Source organism: Methanomassiliicoccales archaeon LGM-DZ1 (assembly GCA_030168595.1).
GTDB lineage: Archaea > Thermoplasmatota > Thermoplasmata > Methanomassiliicoccales > Methanomethylophilaceae > Methanomethylophilus.
The window spans coordinates 1713396-1731426 of sequence record CP115556.1 but is presented as its reverse complement, the minus strand read 5'-3'; the positions used below and the strand labels follow the sequence as shown (position 1 = coordinate 1731426).

Genomic DNA, 18031 nt, shown 5'->3' with positions numbered 1-18031 from the left:
GCGGGCCGGAGCCCGCTTGTTTGCTCGACGATCAGGCGATTTTCTTGCCGGCGTCGTGGTTGGCGCCCTGCTGGTAGACCGCGATGACATCGAAGAGGAGCACTTTCTGAGCGACAAGGTGCATGGCAGCGAGCTTCTGGTTGACGCCGTCCAGAAGGGGCCCGGAGCTGACGGTCTCCCTGAGGACCGCGTCGATCGAGTAGGACTTGAGGCCTTTGGTCACCAGGAAAGCGACCTTCTTGTTCTCCTCAGCGTTCTCGTACGTCCTGTGGGCGAGGACCTGGCTGATCATCATGGTCTTGTCGTCGAGGGCCCCGATGCTGCCCGCGGTAATGGCGTGGGGCTGACCGGACTTGTCAACGGTAGCGATCGATTTTACTGCATCACCCTCGGCCAGAAGGTCGAGAACCTCTTTGGGAATGGAAACCATCTGTTTCACCTAACTATCAAAATGATAGTTGAATATAAGTCGTTTTCGACTATGGATCTCGGATGCTACGCTAAACCGGGTAGATAGGCGGCGGCATCAGCCGGACGAACGGCGTTTCCGGGCCGGACAGCGGAGAAATACGCAGGGATCCTGCACGGTGCCGGAGAGCGCCGGCACTATAAGTATCAAAAAAGGGGAAGAGAATCTGTTTTTCCTGCCGTCTTTCCCGGCAGGGAAGGGCGGTCAGTCCTTCGTTTTCTTCTTGTGATCGAAGATGAACATCGCAACGGCGTAGATGACACAGGCGACGATCGCAACGGCGAAGCTGCCGTAATCGATTTCAATCATGCGCGACGAATCTGGTTCAACATATTTATCCATTATGAACTGCGAATGGGCGCCGGTTTTGGCGGGTTCAGACAGACTTCTACGAATTTCGTAGATTAGTTCCTGTAAACTCTTGAAACCGCTTCATTTTCCACGTTTTTTAAACTGTTTATCAACATTCTTTTATATCCTGACTCGATGGAGCCGTCAATGGTCTATGATGTCGTAATCGTCGGCGCGGGCCCCGCTGGCCTCACAGCAGGGATCTACGCCAGATCCAAAATGATGAGCACGCTCATTCTGGAATCCGGGAAAGTAGGCGGACAGCTCGTCGCCCTCTATCCCGAGAAGGGAATACACAATTACCCCGGATTCGAGACGGTTCAGGCCAGGAAGCTCTCGGACAAGCTCTACGCCCAGGCGGAGAGCATGGAATGCGACATCAGGGAGAACGAGAAGGTCGAGGACATCATCGACGGCGACCAGAAGATCATCGTCAAGACCGCCAAAGGCGAGTACGAGACGATGAGCGTCATCATAGCCATCGGGATGGGGGATTTCATCCCGAGGAAGATGGGTTCCCCCGGAGAGGACGAGCTCACCGGGAAAGGCATCGACTACATCCTCCCGCAGAAGGAGGACCTGGTCGGCAAGAGAGTAGTGATGTTCGGCGGCGGCAACAGCGCCATTGAAATGGCGTTGATCGCCGATTCTGTCACCGACACCACGATCGTGCACCGCCGGCCCGAGTTCAGGGCGGACGAGATGAACGTGAAGAACCTGAACGAGAGCAACGTCCGCAGGATCATGAACGCCACCGTCAAATCATTCAACGGCAAGGACCGGCTCGAGAGCATCACGCTCGAGCAGGACGGGAAGGAGATGACCATCCCCGCCGACCTCGCCGTCATCAACATCGGGATCACCGCCGATCTGGGTATCCTCAAGAGATGGGGCCTCGACCTCACCGAGAACGGCCTCATCAAGGTCGGCGTCGACATGAGCACCAACCGCAACGGCATATTCGCCTGCGGGGATGTGGTGGATTACCCGGGGAAATACAAGCAGATCATCACGGGCTGCGGCGAGGCCGCCACCGCCTGCCTGATGGCCTACAAGTTCGTCAAGAAGCCCTATTGGGCCTGATGCCTCCCCCCTGTCCGCGCTGTTCCCACCGCTTTTATATCCGCGGGACCGTGGGAGGGGCATGCTTTGCCTGTCAGGATAGTTCCTCGACGGCGGGACCCTGCGCGAAGGCTATGTCCTCGCCGAGGACGGGATCGCCGCGGAGGCCGGCGAAGGGAAGCCCCCCGCAGAGCCGGACGCGTCCGGGATCATCGTCCCGCTGATGACCGACGGCCATACGCACTGCGCCGATGCCGGGGCCGCGCCCCTGGTCCGCCCGGGCATGACCCTGGAAGAGCTCGTCGCTCCTCCGGACGGCCTCAAGCACAGGTACTTGAGGGAGGCCCCGCGCAGCGAACTGCTCGGCAGCATGGGGCGCTTCGATTCGGAGGCCGCCGCCAACGGGATCGGGAGATTCATCGACTTCCGCGAGGGGGGCCTGGAAGGAGTTCTCATGGCCAAGAGCGCCTGCCCGCACGCCGTCGTGCTCGGGAGGCCCGTCTCCGGGGAGTTCGACCAATCCGAGATAGATGCCATCCTCGGGTCGGCGGACGGCATAGCCATATCCTCGCTCACGGACATCGGGAACAGGTACGCCGAGAAGATAGCCGACGCCTGCCGCAGGGCCGGAAAGCCCTTCGCGCTGCACCTCAGCGAGAGGATCCGCGAGGATGCCGAAGAAGCGCTCTCCCTGGAACCCGCGTTCGCGGTCCACATGTGCGAGGCGGCGGAAGGGGACCTCAGGATGTTCGCGGACGCCGATGTGCCGATAGTCTCGTGCCCGCGCTCCAACCGCTTCTTCGGGAAGGTTCCGCCGCTCGCATCGATGCTGTCCGCCGGATGCACGGTGGCGCTCGGCACCGACAATGCGATGCTCTGCTCCCCGGACCTCCGCCCGGAGGCCTCCCTCGCCGCAGACATCCTCAGGTCCCAGGGAGGGGACCCGGGAGCGGCCTGGGGCATGATGGCCTCTGCAGGTTCGAAGTTATTAAATCGCGCGCGTGCATTGGACGGAACAATAGAGGGGAGGCGCGTATGCGTGCTCCCGTGCCCGGGCAAGGACGCGGGGAGCGCGCTGGACTGCCGCTCCCCGGCATTTACACCAAGGTGATTCGAATGAGTATCGGGAAGATCCTGCTGCCGACCGACGGCAGCGTTTACACGAACCCCGCCATCGACAAGGGGCTTGAACTGGCCAAACTCTCCGGAGCTACGGTCACCGCATTCTACGTCCTAGACCAGTCCGTCTACTCCAACATGCCTATGGACGCGGCCATCGTCAACGTCTACGAGACCCTCGAGAAGGAGGGCCGCGAGGCCGTCGCCTATGTGAAGAAGAAGGCCGAGGACGCCGGCGTCCCCTTCGAGGAGAAGATCGTCGAGGGGCTCCCGGCATCGGCCATCAACGAGGCGTCCAAGGATTTCGACATGATCGTCATGGGAACCCTGGGAAGGACCGGCATGAGCAAGGCCCTCATGGGAAGCGTCGCTGAGAAGGTAATCGAGGGCGCCAAGTGCCCTGTCATGGTCGTGAGGTCCGACGCTTCCAGGAAGAACTGAAGCGCGGACGCATCAGAGGGATTGAAATGAGTTTCCAGAACATTCTCGTGCCCACCGACGGCAGCGAGGCGGTCAAGACCGCGGTCGCCGAGGCAGTAGAGCTTGCTAAGACCGCGAAAGGGCACATCACCGCGCTCTTCGTCAAGGACAAGTACGCCACGGACGCCGCCGCGGATGCCGCGGTCGGATACGTCGAGGAACAGTGCAAGGCCGCCGGGATCCCCTTCGAGAAGACCGTTCTCTCCGGCGTCCCCGCCGAGGTCATCGCGAAGAAATCCGCGGACCATGACGTCATCGTCATGGGGACCCTGGGAAGGACAGGGATGAAGAAGCTCCTGGTCGGAAGCGTCGCCGAGAAGGTCGTCAAGCTGGCGACCTGCCCGGTGATCGTGGTCAGGAACTCGGAGTGAACGCGATGAAGACCGTAGCAGACATAATGACGCCCGCGCCCATAGTGGTGGAGGTGCCCGGCAGCCGCAACGAGGCCATCAACGTGATGGTCAGGAACAACCTCACCGGAGTGCCGGTGATCCGCGCTTCCGACGGGAAGCTCATGGGCATCGTGTCCCGCAGGGACATATTCAGGAAATTCGACGAGGAGCAGCTCTCTCTCATCATGAAGAAGGACTGCATCACCATCGGTCCCGACGCGAGCGTCGCCGAGGCCGCCAAGATCCTCTCCGGCAAGAGGATACACAGGCTCCCGGTCGTCGACGACGGCCGCCTCATCGGGATCATCACGCCTACCGATATCCTCCGCGAGATCAGGGGCATGAAGACCGACATGACCGCGGAGGACGTCATCTGCACCACCTGCGTCACCGTCTGGGAGGGCGATCCCATGAGCTATCTGGTCAACGCGTTCAGGATCAGCGACACCGTCGCCGCCCCCGTCCTCGACAGCCAGGGCGGCCTCTGCGGGATCATCACCGACAGGGACCTCTTCAGCGACCAGTTCACCGAGGAGGACGCCAAGAAGCTGGGCGTCGAGGATGCCAAGCTCATCGGCCTCAGGAACGTCATGCCGCTGTTCTACACCTCCACGGAGATGTACAAGACCAACGACAGGGCGGTCAGGGACTACATGGTCAAGAAGCCCATCACGGTGTTCAGGAAGACCTCCCTCAGCGAGGTCGCCCGCCTGATGGTCGTAAACGACTTCGGACAGGTTCCCGTGCACGGCACGAAGGACGAGATCGTCGGCATGATCTACGACGTCGACGTCCTGAGGGCCATCACCGGGGCGAGCGAATGAGCGGCGCGGACGACCTGATGTCCCTGTGCAAACGCAGGGGCTTCATCTGGCCCTCCTACGAGATCTACGGCTCCGTGGCCGGCATGTACGACTACGGCCCCCTGGGGTTCAGCCTCAGGAACAACATCGTGGAGATCTGGAGGGACCTCTTCAAAGGCCGCGAGGGCTTCTCGGAGATCGACACCGAGACCGTGAACCCCAGGGAGGTCTTCAAGGCCTCCGGCCACCTCGACAAGTTCGCCGACAAGATAACCTACTGCACCAAATGCGGCGCCCCCTTCAGGGCCGACCACCTCATCAAGGATTTCTGCGACAACGCGGACGTCATGACCGAGAAGGAGATCGAACAGGCGTTCGCCGACCACGGCGTGGTCTGCCCCGACTGCGGCGGGAAGCTCGGGCCGGTGGAGGACTTCAACCTCATGTTCAGGACCAACATCGGCCCCGGCTCATCCAGGATCGGGTTCCTCAGGCCCGAGACCGCCCAGGGGATATTCCTGAACTACCTCAACCTCTACAGGTACAACAGGGAGAAGCTCCCGTTCGGCGTGATGCAGACCGGCAGGAGCTACAGGAACGAGATCGCCCCCAGGCAGGGGATGATCAGGATGAGGGAGTTCAACCAGATGGAGGTCGAGCTGTTCTTCGACCCCCAGGAGCCCTTCTGGCCCCGCTTCGCGGAGATGAAGGACGAGGTCCTCACCCTCCTGCCCAACACCGGCACCGAGACCTACACCATGACGGTGGGGGAGGCCGTGGACAAGGGGATCATAAAGAGCCAGATCCTCGCTTACTTCGTCGGCACCATAAAGCAGCTCCTCGTGAGGGCCGGCGTCGACCCCGCGAGGCTCAGGTTCAGGGAGCACCTCAAGGATGAGATGGCCCACTATGCGAACGACTGCTGGGACGCGGAGGCCCTGCTCTCCATCGGATGGACGGAGATCACCGGCATCGCGGACAGGGGCAACTGGGACCTCTCCCGCCACGCTCAGTTCTCCGGAGCGGACCTCACTCACTTCAAGAGGTTCAGCGAGCCGAAGGAGATAGAGATCGAGAAGCTCAGGCCCAACCGCAGGAACATCGGGCCCGCCTTCAAGGGCAAGGCGAAAGAGGTCGCCGACGCCATCGACGCGGCGGTCCCCGGGGACGTGAAGGACGGGAAGCTCACCGTCACGGTCGGCGGGGAGACGATCGAGCTCGGTCCCGAGATGTTCGATAAGGCCACCGTGAAGGAGAAGGTCGCCGGCGAGAGGATCATCCCCCACGTCATCGAGCCCTCCTGCGGGCTCGACAGGATATTCTACACCGTCCTCGAGCACGCCTACACCCACGACGACGCCAAGGACTACACGGTCCTGCGCCTGAAGCCCGAGGTGGCCCCTGTGAAGGTCGGGGTCTTCCCGCTCATGGAGAAGGACGGCCTCGACGACTATGCCAGGAAGCTGTGCGAAAGCATCCACACGCACCGCGTCGAAGCGTACTACGACGGCTCCGGGACCATCGGCAAGAGGTACGCGAGGATGGACGAGGCCGGCACCCCGTGGTGCATCACCGTCGACTACTCCACCCTCAGCGGCCCCGACGCGGGCACCGTGACCATCAGGGACAGGGACACCACTGAGCAGAAGAGGATCAGGGCGGAGGACGCCCCGTCCGTCGTGGCCCGCCTCCTGGCCGGAACCCCTTTCGCCGACATCTGACGGTATAAATCATTTTTTGCGGACACCCGCTCCGGCGCCCGCGGATCCATCCAGGCGAGGGGCCGGCGCCTTCCGGACGCCGGCCGGCGCTGGATGGATGTGTTACTTTTATAGCAGTGCATTCCGATATCCACATCGGTGAGAAAAGTGGGAATCAAGGATCTCGAAGATCTCAAGAAGCTCTCGATGCTGAAGTCTCAGATCGATGCCGTGCCCGTCACCGACATCATGACTGCGGACTTCCCGACGCTGAGTCCCGACAACACCGTGTCCGATGCGCTCACTCTGATGCGCAAGACTGGTTACCAGGAAATACCCATCATCGACGGGGGCATCTACGGCGGGATGATCCGCTACTCGGTCATCCTCAGGAAGAAGAGCGCGAGCCCGGATACCAAGCTCAGGTCCCTGGTGTCGAGCCTTCCGGCCATGGATAACGAAGACGAGATCACGAAGATCGCAGAGACGATGGTCACCAACAACTGCAGGCAGCTGGCCGTCGTCACCGGCAAGAAGGTCATCGGCGTAGTCACCAGGACGGCGCTCATAGGGATAGCCGCGAAGACCAAGTCCCTGCAGGACGTGAAGGTATGGGAGATCATGACCACTCCCGTCGAGTACGTCAAGGACACCGCCATGCTCTCGGACGCCGTCGACACCATGAGACGCCTCGACATCAGGACCATGCCGGTCGTCAACTCCGCCGGCAGGCTGGTCGGCGTCGTCGGCATGAACGAGATCATCGAGAACGGCTGGAAGGCCGGGGAGAGGGGCGTCGGGACCAACGACGCGAAGACCCAGATCCCCGTGCAGTCCGTCGCTGTCACCGCTGTGGTGACCGTCGACTGGGAGGATGACATGCATGTGGCCGCGGACCTCATGGCCGAGAAGCACATCTCCACCCTGCCGGTGCTCGACAAGGACGAGATGGTGGGCATACTGACCGAGTACGACATCATCGAGATGATCTCGGCCTGCCGCGAGAGGGACCAGCTCTACGTGCAGATCAGCGGCCTGGAGGAAGAGGACAAGATCTACGCCGAGGCCATGTACGAGGACATCGGGAACGAGATGTCCAAGGTCAGCAAGATCCACAAGCCCGAGTCGCTGACCATCCACGTCACCCGCTACAACGAGAGCGGGGACAAGAAGAAGTACAGCCTCATCGGCAAGCTCTTCATCTCCGGCAGGACCTACAACTCCAAGGCGGTCGGCTGGGACCTCATCCAGACCAACAAGGACCTCGTGCAGGCCCTCGGGTCCCAGGTCAAGGACGAGAAGGACAGCCACGTCTCCCGCCGCAAGAAGACGAAGTCCTGAACGCAGGACCGATTCTCCGGCAACCGCCGGAGGCTCGGCGGGCGCTGGGCATCTTTACCCGCCCGGCGCCCCTGTCAAACCCTTTCCGCCGCCGTTTTAGTTTCCTATTTATACTCTGGGTATCTACACGCCAACGTTACCATGGCATACGATTCCTCCGTTATCGAGAAAAAATGGGAGGAGATGTGGAAGGAGAAGGCCGTCTACCGCTTCGACCCGAAGTCCGACAGGCCGGTCTTCAGCATCGACAACCCCCCCAGGTACACCTCCGGAGACCTGCATCTGGGTCATGCTACCGGATACTCCCTGATCGACTTCGCGGCGCGCTATCACCGCATGAAGGGGGACAACGTCTTCTTCCCCCTCTGCTTCGACGTCAACGGGACCCCCATCGAGGTCCGCGTCGAGAAGAAGTACGGCATCACCAAGAAGTCCCTCCCCCGCCAGGAGTACCGCAAGCTCTGCTCCGACTGGGCCAACGGGTACATCGCCAAGATGACCCACGACTTCGAGATGCTCGGCGAGAGCATGGACCCGTCGATCTACTACCAGACCGACGCCCCCTACTACCGCAGCATCACCCAGCTGTCCTTCGTCAAGCTCTACAACATGGGGCTGGTCTACAAGGCCAACTTCCCGGTCAACTGGTGCCCCCGCTGCGGCACCGCCCTGGCCGATGCCGAGGTCGACTACAAGGACAACGTCAACAAGCTGAACTACCTGAAGTTCGACATCGCCGGCCCCGACGGGAAGCCCAGCGGCGAGCACATGATGATCGCCACCACCCGCCCGGAGCTGCTGTGCACCTGCAAGGTGGTCGCCGTCAACCCCGCCGACCCGGTCAACTCGAAGTACGTCGGCAAAGAGCTTATCACCCCCATCTACGGCAGGCACGTCAAGGTCATCTCCGACCCCAAGGTCGACATGAAGTACGGCACCGGGAACGTGATGATCTGCACCATCGGCGACAAGGCCGACCTCGAGTGGATCATGAAGTACCACCTCGAGCTCGAGAAGGGCATCGACGAGGAAGGGAAGATGACCCAGCTCGCCGGGAAGTACGCGGGCATGCCGGTCGCCGAGGCCAGGGCCGCGGCCATCGAGGACCTGAAGGCCATGGGCGTCCTCGTGAAGCAGGAGGACAACCCCCAGCAGGTCTCCGTCTGCTGGAGGTGCAAGACCCCCATCGAGTTCCTGCAGGTTCCCCAGTGGTTCCTGAAGACCACCGCGTTCAAGGATGCCATCCTCAAGAGGGCGTCGGAGATCAACTGGTTCCCGGACTTCATGAAGGTCAGGCTCGAAGACTGGACCAAGTCCCTGGAATGGGACTGGGTCCTCTCCAGGCAGAGGATCTTCGCCACCCCCGTCCCCATCTGGGAATGCGCCAAGTGCGGCTGCCCCGTCTGCGCCACCGAGGAGCAGGCCAGGAAGTACGTCGACCCGACGATCGACAAGGCCCCGGTCGACAAGTGCCCCAAGTGCGGCTGCACCGAGTTCGTCGGCTGCACCGATGTCTTCGACACCTGGATGGACTCATCCGGGTCCTGCCTCTACAACACCTACTGGGAGAGGGACCCCGAGCTCCACAAGAAGCTCTTCCCCATGACCCTCAGGCCCCAGAGCCACGACATCATCAGGACCTGGGCGTTCTACTCCATCCTCAGGACGGAGCAGATCGAGCATGCCATCCCCTGGAAGAACATCATGATCCACGGGTTCATCATGGCCCCCGACGGGACCCCGATGCACACCTCCGCCGGGAACGTCATCGACCCCGTCCCTATCCTGGAGAAGTACGGCGCCGACGCCCTCCGCTACTACGCGGCCAACTGCTCCCTCGGCATCGACCATGCCTTCAGGGAGAAGGACGTCATCCGCGGGAAGAAGATCTGCATCAAGGTCTACAACCTGGGACAGTTCGTCTCCAGGTACTTCGAGAAGCTGACCTTCGCTCCGGCCAGGCCGGCGTCGCTGAGGACGGCCGACCTCTGGATCCTCGGAAGGCTCTCCAAGACCCTCGCCGACGTCACCTCGTTCTTCGAGGAGTACCAGTTCGACAAGGCGATGAAGCGCGTCGAGGAGTTCATCTGGCACGTGTTCGCCGACGACTATGTCGAGATGGTCAAGGGCAGGGAGGACGATGCCGTCGTCTACACCCTGTACAAGGTCTTCCTCGACTCGATCAAGATGCTGGCGCCGTTCATGCCGCACGTCACCGAGGACGTCTACCAGAACATCTATCAGAAGTTCGACGGCGCTGTCTCCATCCACGTCACCTCCTGGCCTGTCCCCGGAGAGGCAGACGAGACCGCGGTCAGGGCCGGCGATGCCGCCGCCGAGTTCGTCGCCGCCGTGCGCGCCTGGAAGGCCGAGAGGAAGATCGCTGTCGGGGCCGAGATCTCCGGCCTCGAGATCGTCGGCGGAGATTCCGCCCTCTACAGGATGTCCGAGGAGGATATCAGGCAGGGAGCGAGGGCCGCCAGGCTGACCGTCGCCGAGAAGGCCGACCTGGTCGAGAAGGTCGCCTCCGTGAAGCCGGTCTACGCCAAGCTCGGCCCGGCGTTCAAGGACAAAGCGAAGGCGATCGCCGCGGCCATAACTGCCGCCGACCCCGAATCCCTTGCCTCCCAGATCGCCGCCGGGAACGTCTCCCTGGACGTCGGAGGGGAGAAGGTGGATATCGGCCCCGAGTTCTTCGAGGTCAGGAAATCCCTCTCGCTGGACGGAAGGGAGGTCTCCACCGTCCAGTGCGGGGACGCGCTGCTCGTCATCGAGCAGTGAGATGCCCTGGGCCGGGGAGAGACCCGGCCTTCCGGCATCTGTCCTTTTACCATGCGATGCCTGCCTTCGGCGGGCATCTGGGTCTTCTTCCGAAATCGTATCGGAGATCTGCCGGACCGGACCATCCGGACACAGCATCAATGTAAAATAAACCGGGGAGGGGAAACCCCTCCCGTGAAAGCGTTTATCCGATCAGAACTTGGCGCCGATGGCCTTGCACTGGGCCTTGATGTCGGCGTTGTTCTCGACGGCCTTCTTGTCGTTCTTGGTGATGGCCGAGACCTTTCCGATGCACTCGAACTTGAAGAATCCGGTCATCCTCTTCTCGATCTCGTCGGCGAGGGTGTCGGCGCCGGCAGTGCCTGCGGCGGTGAAGACGGCGAACTTCTTGGGGGCGCAGATGGAGCTGAAGTCTCCCTTGAGGTAGCTGTAGAGCCTGTCCTCGAACATCCTGTACTGAGCGCAGGGCTGTCCGAAGTACACAGGAACGGAGAGGATAACGCCGTCGGAGTCGATGATAGCATCGAGGACCTCCTTGATGTCGTCCTTGACAGCGCATCCCTGGCCTTTGGCCTTGCAGAAATCGCAGGCCTGGCAGGGGCGGGCGTTCTTCATCTTGTTGATGTAGTAGATCTTGACGTCCTTCCCGACGGATTTGACTCCCTCGGCGGCCGCCTGGACCATCATGTCGGTGTTCGCACCGATCTGGGGGCTGGAAACGATAGCTATGACAGACATAGTGTCCGGTAATCGGTTACGCGGTATTTGAAGCAGTCCATTGCTGGATGATAGGCGTAAGGATACCGGCGGATACTATGTTCCGGGATCGCTCGAAACGCTCGTCCGAGTACAGGCGGAAGATGTTCTTCGGCGACCCGCACATGGGGCATTTCCAATCGTCCGGGACATCGGACCAGGGCATGCCTGGAGGGAACCCGGAAGGGGCGAACCCCCTTTCCTCGCGGTATGCGAAACCGCACATAGTGCAGACGTATTTCGACATGTTCACTCTTCGATCTTCTTGAACATGTCCTTGCCGGCGCCGCAATCGGGACAGACCCAGTCGTCCGGGAGGTCCTCGAATCTGGTCCCTGCCGGTATCCCGTCGGCGGGGATCCCCGCTTCCTCGTCGTAAATGTATCCGCACAGAGTGCACTCGTACTTCGCCATAGGCCCCTTAACGGTACGGGACCGTTATATTGATTTTGAATCCCGGAAGGCAGGCCTTGTTCCTCCAGGATATTGCGGCCGTCCCGGACTCCTGAACTGACCGAGCCAAACGATCCGCATGTGCCAGATACCGCCGCGTCCGTCCCGTCATATATAATAATCTCCATGTCACTTAACCATCGGCCTGCTGGGATACGTTTTTATGAGCCCCGAAACTATCCCGAACCGATAACAGAGCTTGTCTGCGGCCGTCGCAGGCTGATTACCGGAGCTGAACATATGGATTCCAAGTTTCTCGACCTCGGAGTGTCCGAGGATGTCGCCAAAGCCCTAGCCGATATGAAATGGGACGCCCCTACGCCGATCCAGGAGGAGGCCATACCCGCCGGCATGGAGGGCCGCGACATCATAGCGCAGGCCCAGACCGGCACCGGCAAGACGGGAGCCTTCGGGACCGTCATCCTCTCGGTCACCGAGCCGGGAGGTTCCAAGCCCGGAGCAATCGTCCTCGAGCCCACCAGGGAGCTCGCCATCCAGGTGGCCGACGACCTGACGGCGATGGCGAAGTACAGCGGCCACGTCTGCGTCCCCATCTACGGAGGCTCCGACGGCCGCGCTAAGATCGAGAAGCAGGTGGACGAGCTCGAGCAGGGCGCCGATGTCATAGCCGGCACCCCCGGGAGGGTGAGGGACCTCATCGACAGGGAGTACCTCGACCTCTCCGGCATAAAGGTCATCGTCATGGACGAATCCGACAGGATGCTCGACATGGGGTTCATCGATGACATCGAGTATATCTTCAACGCCTGCCCGAAGGACAGGCAGATGATGATGTTCTCCGCCACCATGCCGGAGGACATCAAGAACCTCGCCTCCGACTACATGAAGAAGCCCAAGGAGATCGACGTCTCCAAGGACGAGATAGTCCTCGACAACATCAGGCAGTACTACATCTCCGTCGGGAGGAGGAACAAGTCCTGGGCCCTCACCAGGATCATCGACATCGACAAGCCCAAGGCGCTGATCTTCTGCCAGACCATCAAGATGGTGGACACCCTGGAGGAGAGGCTGCAGGAGCACGGCTACAAGGTCGTCGCCCTCCACGGGTCCATGGGCCAGGGGCACAGGGAGCGCGCCGTGGACGACTTCAGGGAGGGCAAGACCGACCTCCTGATAGCGACCGACGTCGCCGCCAGGGGCCTGGACATCGACGACATAAACTACGTGATCAACTACGACATGCCCGAGGAGCTGCACACCTACATCCACAGGATCGGCAGGACCGGGAGGGCCGGCAGGGAAGGCACCGCCGTGTCGTTCGTCACCTCGGAGGAGGAGCACCTCATCCGCGAGTTCGAACGCCGCGTCGACGGCCTGAAGATCGAGAAGAGGGAGGTCCCTGAGGCCGAGGAAGGTTCGAAGGACACCATCCGGAAGGTCGTCGATTACGACCAGCTCTCCGACCCGTTCGGCATGGTGAAGTTCGGCATAGACATCGGGAAGGCCGACGGGGCCGGGAAGGTTGCGCTCGCCGATTTCATCATGAGATCGGGGCACATCATCGACGCCGCCATCGGGAAGATCGAGATCGGCAGGGACTCCTCGGTGGTCGAGGTCCACCGCGATTTCGGGAACCGCATGCTCAAGGATGTTCCCAAGACCGAGTTCAAGAGCCGCAGGGTGAAGGTCTGGGTCATCGAAAGGGATGACTGAGGCCCCCGCCTCCCATTCAGCGGCAGAGGTCCGCCACGGCGAATTCCAGGACCTTCGGCAGGTCCTTCGGGTCCATGCAGATCTGCAGCCCGATGCGCCCCGCGCTGAAGTACATCCTGTTCAATGAGGATATCGAGGAATCCACGACGGTCCTCAGCGGCCTCCTCATTCCCAGGGGAGAGCATCCCCCATGGACGTACCCGGTGGATGGCAGCAGTTCCTTCGATTTCAGCATCTCGACAGATTTCTCGCCCACCGAGACGGCGGCCTTCTTCAGGTCGAGCTCCTTCGCGACAGGCAGGACGAACACGTACATCCTGTCGGACTTGCCGCGGGTCACGAGCGTCTTGAAGGCCTCGGAAGGGTCCTCGCCCAGGGCGGCGGCTACATCGGGGCCGGACACCGCGCCCGTCGCTGTGTAATCCCTGACCTCGTATGCCACGCCCGCGCGGTCGAGGATGCGCATGGGATTGGTCTTGTCCATGCGGGGGGCAAGCATCTCCGCCCATTTCTTTATTGACATTCCCCGGAAGGCCCCGATGGGGATTTATCGCCGTTCAGCCATCCCAGGTCGTTTCACATGAGCAGAATCGGTTTCGACGGCGAGAAATACGCCAGGCTGCAGTCCCAGGAGATCAGGGACAGACTGGGCAGGTTCGGCGGGAAGCTCTACATGGAGATCGGGGGCAAGATCTTCGACGACTACCATGCGGCGCGCATACTGCCCGGATTCGAGCCCGACAGCAAGATCCGCATGCTGTCCACCATGAAGGACGAGCTCGAAGCGGTCATCTGCGTGAACTGCAACGACATCGAGAAGAGCAAGGTCCGCGGGGACATCGGCATCACCTATGACCTCGAGGCCCTCCGCATGGCCGACCTCTACCGCGGATACGGGATCAAAGCGGACACCTTCGTCCTCACCATGTACACCGGACAGCCGGCGGCCGACAAGTTCGCCGGGCTGCTGAAGGACAGGGGCATGAACGTCAGCTTCCACCACCCCATCCCCGGTTACCCGACGAACACCCCGCTCATAGTGAGCGACGAAGGGTACGGGAAGAACGACTACGTGCAGACGGAGATGCCCATCGTGCTCGTGACCGGCCCCGGGCCGGGCAGCGGGAAGATGGCAGTGTGCCTGTCCCAGATATACCAGGACGGCAAGCGGGGCATCAAGTCCGGATACGCGAAGTTCGAGACCTTCCCGGTCTGGAACCTCCCGCTGAACCATCCGATCAACCTCGCCTACGAGGCGGCCACGGCCGATCTGGGCGACGTCAACATGATCGACCCGTTCCACATGGAGGCGTACGGGAAGAGCGCGATCAACTACAACCGCGACATCGAGGCGTTCCCTGTCCTCAAGACCATTCTTGACGGAGTGATGGGCGAATCCCCCTACAGGTCCCCCACGGACATGGGCATCAACACCGTCGGGTTCTGCATCGTCGACGACAAGGCCGTATCAGAAGCGTCCAGGAGGGAGATCGTCAGGCGCTACTTCCATGCGGCAGCCGACCATCTCAACGGGAAGGCGACCGCGGCCACGGTCTCCAGGATCGACCTCCTGATGAAGAAGGCGGAGACCTCGCCGGAAAGCTTCCTCCTCTACCGCGAGGTCAGGAGGAGGGCGTCCGAGACCGGGGCATCGATAGCCGGCATCGAGCTCCCGGACGGGACGGTGGTCACCGGGATGGCGACCGGGGACCTGTCATCGGTGTCCGCCGTGCTCCTGAACTCCGTGAAGGTCTTCGCGGGGGTGGACGGGAGCTTCAACCCCATCCCCCCGGAGGTCCTGAAACGGGTGGAAGGGCTGAAGAAGAACGTCCTCAGGACGGACCCGAAGCTCCGCGCGGACGAGATGCTGGTGGCGCTCTCCATATGCTCCGAGGGATCCGAGGAGTCCGCCAGGGCGTTCTCCAAGCTGGGCAGGCTCAGGGGCTGCGACCTGCACGGTTCGGTCATACTCTATCCGCAGGACGTATCGGTCCTCAGGAAGCTCGGCATAAACGTCACCAGCGAGCCGGTGCTCAGGGACCGCCTCCTGTACCAGAACTGACATCGGGGCATCTGGCACACCTGGGCCCGCCCCGGCTGGCCTTCAAAAGCTTTAAATCCATTAAGCAGATGTGGAAGCCAGCTGTGGAAGTAGTGTAGTTGGTTATCACTTAACCTTGCCAAGGTTAGAACTCGGGTTCGAATCCCGGCTTCCGCACTCATCCTTTACTTCAATCTCCCTGAATCTGCATAAACCGCGCAGATACGGCGGTCTTTTTGTGCAGTTGCATCCTAATCGCTGTCCTCAAGCTTCTCCTTGCATCTCGTTGTTGCGATTGTGGATCGGCGGGTCGCTTTTTGAATCGAAATGTCTTTAGAGTGACAGCATGCGAATCCAAAAATGCTTATCAAACGAAGATTGCGTTTTAAAACAACCATTTTGTTTGAGATATGCCATTTATCTTCCTGATTAAGCGTTTGAATCGTTTTGGTGATTGAATTGCTCTTGGATTTCACTGTCTCTAACTACCGTTCGATCAGAGACGAATGCACGCTCTCAATGGAAGCATATACCAAAGACCGCAGGAACAAAGAATCTCTGATAAAGAACGGGAAAGAAGTCTGCCTTCCGACTGTAGGCATATTCGGAGCAAACGCATCCGGGAAGAGTGCCGTCATTGAGGCGATCGATTTCTTGAGAAAAATGGTACTGGATTCAGGAAACTACTCGGAAAAGAAACCGATCTCCTGCCCTGGATTCGCCTTCTGCGACAATGCGAAACCCAGATCCTCCGAATTCAAAATCAGGTTCATATCGAACGGCATGGAATATGCGTACTCTTTCTCTGTCCTCGAGGATCATATAGAGGAGGAGACCCTGAGATGCAAGAGCAAGATCGTTTTCCGGCGCAGCGGCCAGAAAATAGATTTCCCGAACACATCGAAAACAGACAGAGCCAGGATGGAGATGATAAAAGACCTGGTGAACCCCAATTCGCTGTTCCTGTCCAAATGCTCCCAGTTCCAGATCCCTGTAACGAAAATTCCATTTGATTGGATTGCAGACAGCCTCGTGATTGTTAATAGCCAGACTCATGCATCGAATGAAAAGATCTTGGAACTGAAAGAAGAAGTTGTGAAGATGCTGTCCGCAGCGGATATCGGAATATCCGATATCCGGGAGATTGAGAAAGGATTACGCATCAGGAGCGCTGGCACAGACATCGTAACTGTGAAAATGCTGGGCATAACACACATAATCCGCGGTTCCGAGGGAGAAAGGACCCATGAACTCAGCGAAGATGAGGAATCAGACGGAACTATACGTTTGTTAAGCCTCATCCCATATTGGTTGGATGCACTGAAAAAAGGCAAAGCCGTCATCATTGATGAGATAGAGAAGCATCTCCACCCGGCCATTGTGGATTATCTCATCAGCCTGTTCACAAACCCAGCTGATAACGCGAACGGCGCCCAATTGATATTCACGACCCATGATGCAGCGATACCCGACAGAACCAACATGAGGCGCGATCAGATTTGGCTCACTGCCAGGGACCCGAACATCGGAGCCACTTCGCTATACTCCCTCCTTGATTTCAATGTCAGGTCCGACCTTCGGTTCACAGCCAATTATCTGGCTGGAAGATTCGGGGCAGTCCCAGTCATAGACAGAAGCCGCAATGGAGGCAGGATCAATGGTGAGAAGGAAAAGTCAGTGTAAAAGCACAGGCCTGTTCGTGATCCTGTCCGAAGGAAGGTGTACAGAACCGAACTGTTTCTGTCAGTTCAGAGAAATGCTTTCCAGCGATTCTCAGACAGACTGAAGATGAACGACTGCAATGGGCATCTAACAAAAGCACCGGTATGATTTCGATTCCCGATTATTCCAGCACGGCAATACGGTTATTTATCCAATTTAACATCGGGCACCCAGGAAGGCAGTATCATGACCAGCGATACACCGAAGACCGAGGGAACCGCTCCGCAGAAGGAAGGGCCCGAGGGTGATGAGCGCAGGATCGAGGAGACCAGGTGCCCATACTGCGGCGGCACCTGCGTTCTGAACGCGGCGCACACCAAGGCCACCTGCCAGTACTGCGGCCACACCTTCGACATCACCAAGAAGAACGATGCCGACAAGCAGGCGTGGGAAGGCGTCGAGGCCATCAAGAGCGCCAGGAAGATGCTCTTCGACCACGAGGGCGACCATATCGTGTACGACCCCAGGCTCGACGGCTACGCCGCCAAGGCCAAGGAGAGGGTCCCGGACATGGCGGACGCCATGTTCCTCGATGCCGCCGTCACCCTGCTGAAGACCAAGAAGATCACCCGCACCGTCAAGACCGACCTGGCGGCGGCCAGGAAGAAGGGCAAAGGCGAGTACTTCACCGAGGAGGACTACATTGCCGTCCTCAAAGAGGTCGCGGACAACGTCCAAGACGACAACAAGATCATGATCTACTCCATCGGAGGCTTCGGCCTGCTGTGGGGCCTCATCTGCATCGCGCTCGGCATCTTCGTCGGGGAGATAGGCGGGGCCGTCCTCATCGGCTTCGGGGTCTTCTGGATGATCGTCATGGCTGCCGTCGTGAAGTCATCGCTCTCCAAGGTCCCCAAGTACGAACCGAGCGACTGAGCGCTTCCCGG

The 18031-nt window shown here is 60.2% G+C and carries 17 protein-coding genes and 1 tRNA gene; 13 read left to right on the top strand and 5 right to left on the bottom strand.

Annotated elements, in window-relative coordinates:
* Positions 1-31 precede the first annotated feature (31 nt).
* Positions 32-430, bottom strand: coding sequence for a pyridoxamine 5'-phosphate oxidase family protein (locus O8W32_08520; protein ID WII09200.1), 399 nt, complete (start codon positions 428-430; stop codon positions 32-34).
* Positions 431-955: 525 nt separating this feature from the next.
* On the opposite strand from O8W32_08520, the gene O8W32_08515 reads away from it, so the two are divergent.
* From O8W32_08515 to O8W32_08480, 8 genes are all read left to right on the top strand, one after another.
* Positions 956-1903 (top strand): NAD(P)/FAD-dependent oxidoreductase, encoded by a 948-nt coding sequence (locus O8W32_08515; GenBank protein ID WII09199.1) that lies wholly within the window; start codon positions 956-958, stop codon positions 1901-1903.
* A 202-nt stretch (positions 1904-2105) separates the two neighbouring features.
* A complete protein-coding gene (locus O8W32_08510; GenBank protein WII09198.1) occupies positions 2106-2993 on the top strand; it encodes a deaminase in 888 nt (295 codons plus the stop codon).
* A gap of 5 nt (positions 2994-2998) precedes the next feature.
* Entirely contained in the window at positions 2999-3442 is a 444-nt protein-coding gene (locus O8W32_08505) for a universal stress protein (protein WII09197.1), read from the top strand.
* A gap of 26 nt (positions 3443-3468) precedes the next feature.
* Positions 3469-3852, top strand: a complete 384-nt coding sequence (locus tag O8W32_08500) for a universal stress protein (GenBank protein WII09196.1) — start codon at positions 3469-3471, stop codon at positions 3850-3852.
* A 5-nt stretch (positions 3853-3857) separates the two neighbouring features.
* The gene (locus tag O8W32_08495) at positions 3858-4697 is read left to right on the top strand and encodes a CBS domain-containing protein (protein ID WII09195.1); all 840 of its coding nucleotides are present in this window, start codon (positions 3858-3860) and stop codon (positions 4695-4697) included.
* Positions 4694-6397, top strand: a complete 1704-nt coding sequence (gene glyS / locus O8W32_08490) for a glycine--tRNA ligase (GenBank protein ID WII09194.1) — start codon at positions 4694-4696, stop codon at positions 6395-6397. Before O8W32_08495 ends, glyS begins: the two co-directional genes overlap by 4 nt.
* Positions 6398-6535: 138 nt before the next feature.
* Positions 6536-7717 carry a CBS domain-containing protein gene (locus O8W32_08485; protein ID WII09193.1) on the top strand — a complete coding sequence of 394 codons (1182 nt, stop codon included), beginning with the start codon at positions 6536-6538 and terminating at the stop codon, positions 7715-7717.
* A gap of 141 nt (positions 7718-7858) precedes the next feature.
* Positions 7859-10498: a valine--tRNA ligase gene (locus O8W32_08480; GenBank protein ID WII09192.1), complete on the top strand. Its 2640-nt coding sequence runs from the start codon at positions 7859-7861 to the stop codon at positions 10496-10498.
* A 192-nt stretch (positions 10499-10690) separates the two neighbouring features.
* On the opposite strand, the gene O8W32_08475 is transcribed toward O8W32_08480, so the two are convergent.
* Genes O8W32_08475 through O8W32_08465 form a run of 3 tightly spaced genes read right to left on the bottom strand, consistent with a single transcriptional unit; the run spans position 10691 to position 11668 of the window.
* Entirely contained in the window at positions 10691-11236 is a 546-nt protein-coding gene (locus O8W32_08475) for a flavodoxin family protein (protein WII09191.1), read from the bottom strand.
* A 16-nt stretch (positions 11237-11252) separates the two neighbouring features.
* Positions 11253-11480 carry a rubredoxin gene (locus O8W32_08470; GenBank protein ID WII10054.1) on the bottom strand — a complete coding sequence of 76 codons (228 nt, stop codon included), beginning with the start codon at positions 11478-11480 and terminating at the stop codon, positions 11253-11255.
* Between the two features lie 23 nt (positions 11481-11503).
* Positions 11504-11668, bottom strand: a complete 165-nt coding sequence (locus O8W32_08465) for a rubredoxin (protein WII09190.1) — start codon at positions 11666-11668, stop codon at positions 11504-11506.
* Positions 11669-11947: 279 nt separating this feature from the next.
* Here O8W32_08465 and O8W32_08460 point away from each other — a divergent pair, with 279 nt between their 5' ends.
* Positions 11948-13381: a DEAD/DEAH box helicase gene (locus O8W32_08460; protein ID WII09189.1), complete on the top strand. Its 1434-nt coding sequence runs from the start codon at positions 11948-11950 to the stop codon at positions 13379-13381.
* Between the two features lie 16 nt (positions 13382-13397).
* Here O8W32_08460 and ybaK read toward each other — a convergent pair whose 3' ends face one another.
* The gene (gene ybaK / locus O8W32_08455; GenBank protein WII09188.1) at positions 13398-13904 is read right to left on the bottom strand and encodes a Cys-tRNA(Pro) deacylase; all 507 of its coding nucleotides are present in this window, start codon (positions 13902-13904) and stop codon (positions 13398-13400) included.
* A gap of 57 nt (positions 13905-13961) precedes the next feature.
* Here ybaK and O8W32_08450 point away from each other — a divergent pair, with 57 nt between their 5' ends.
* The 4 genes from O8W32_08450 to O8W32_08435 all read left to right on the top strand — a co-directional run bounded on the left by O8W32_08450 (position 13962) and on the right by O8W32_08435 (position 18020).
* The gene (locus O8W32_08450; protein ID WII09187.1) at positions 13962-15443 is read left to right on the top strand and encodes a DUF1846 domain-containing protein; all 1482 of its coding nucleotides are present in this window, start codon (positions 13962-13964) and stop codon (positions 15441-15443) included.
* An 83-nt stretch (positions 15444-15526) separates the two neighbouring features.
* A tRNA-Gly gene (locus tag O8W32_08445) sits at positions 15527-15599 on the top strand.
* Positions 15600-15872: 273 nt separating this feature from the next.
* Positions 15873-17105 (top strand): ATP-binding protein, encoded by a 1233-nt coding sequence (locus O8W32_08440; GenBank protein WII09186.1) that lies wholly within the window; start codon positions 15873-15875, stop codon positions 17103-17105.
* A gap of 225 nt (positions 17106-17330) precedes the next feature.
* Positions 17331-18020 (top strand): hypothetical protein, encoded by a 690-nt coding sequence (locus O8W32_08435; GenBank protein WII09185.1) that lies wholly within the window; start codon positions 17331-17333, stop codon positions 18018-18020.
* Positions 18021-18031: the final 11 nt, after the last annotated feature.

Bases quoted from the DNA above. Each gene is read 5' to 3' on its own strand.
- O8W32_08520 (WII09200.1), bottom strand. From the start codon at position 430: ATGGTTTCCATTCCCAAAGAGGTTCTCGACCTTCTGGCCGAGGGTGAT.
- O8W32_08515 (WII09199.1), top strand. From the start codon at position 956: ATGGAGCCGTCAATGGTCTATGATGTCGTAATCGTCGGCGCGGGCCCC.
- O8W32_08510 (WII09198.1), top strand. From the start codon at position 2,106: ATGACCGACGGCCATACGCACTGCGCCGATGCCGGGGCCGCGCCCCTG.
- O8W32_08505 (WII09197.1), top strand. From the start codon at position 2,999: ATGAGTATCGGGAAGATCCTGCTGCCGACCGACGGCAGCGTTTACACG.
- O8W32_08500 (WII09196.1), top strand. From the start codon at position 3,469: ATGAGTTTCCAGAACATTCTCGTGCCCACCGACGGCAGCGAGGCGGTC.
- O8W32_08495 (WII09195.1), top strand. From the start codon at position 3,858: ATGAAGACCGTAGCAGACATAATGACGCCCGCGCCCATAGTGGTGGAG.
- glyS (WII09194.1), top strand. From the start codon at position 4,694: ATGAGCGGCGCGGACGACCTGATGTCCCTGTGCAAACGCAGGGGCTTC.
- O8W32_08480 (WII09192.1), top strand. From the start codon at position 7,859: ATGGCATACGATTCCTCCGTTATCGAGAAAAAATGGGAGGAGATGTGG.
- O8W32_08475 (WII09191.1), bottom strand. From the start codon at position 11,236: ATGTCTGTCATAGCTATCGTTTCCAGCCCCCAGATCGGTGCGAACACC.
- O8W32_08470 (WII10054.1), bottom strand. From the start codon at position 11,480: ATGTGCGGTTTCGCATACCGCGAGGAAAGGGGGTTCGCCCCTTCCGGG.
- O8W32_08465 (WII09190.1), bottom strand. From the start codon at position 11,668: ATGGCGAAGTACGAGTGCACTCTGTGCGGATACATTTACGACGAGGAA.
- O8W32_08460 (WII09189.1), top strand. From the start codon at position 11,948: ATGGATTCCAAGTTTCTCGACCTCGGAGTGTCCGAGGATGTCGCCAAA.
- ybaK (WII09188.1), bottom strand. From the start codon at position 13,904: ATGTCAATAAAGAAATGGGCGGAGATGCTTGCCCCCCGCATGGACAAG.
- O8W32_08450 (WII09187.1), top strand. From the start codon at position 13,962: ATGAGCAGAATCGGTTTCGACGGCGAGAAATACGCCAGGCTGCAGTCC.
- O8W32_08435 (WII09185.1), top strand. From the start codon at position 17,331: ATGACCAGCGATACACCGAAGACCGAGGGAACCGCTCCGCAGAAGGAA.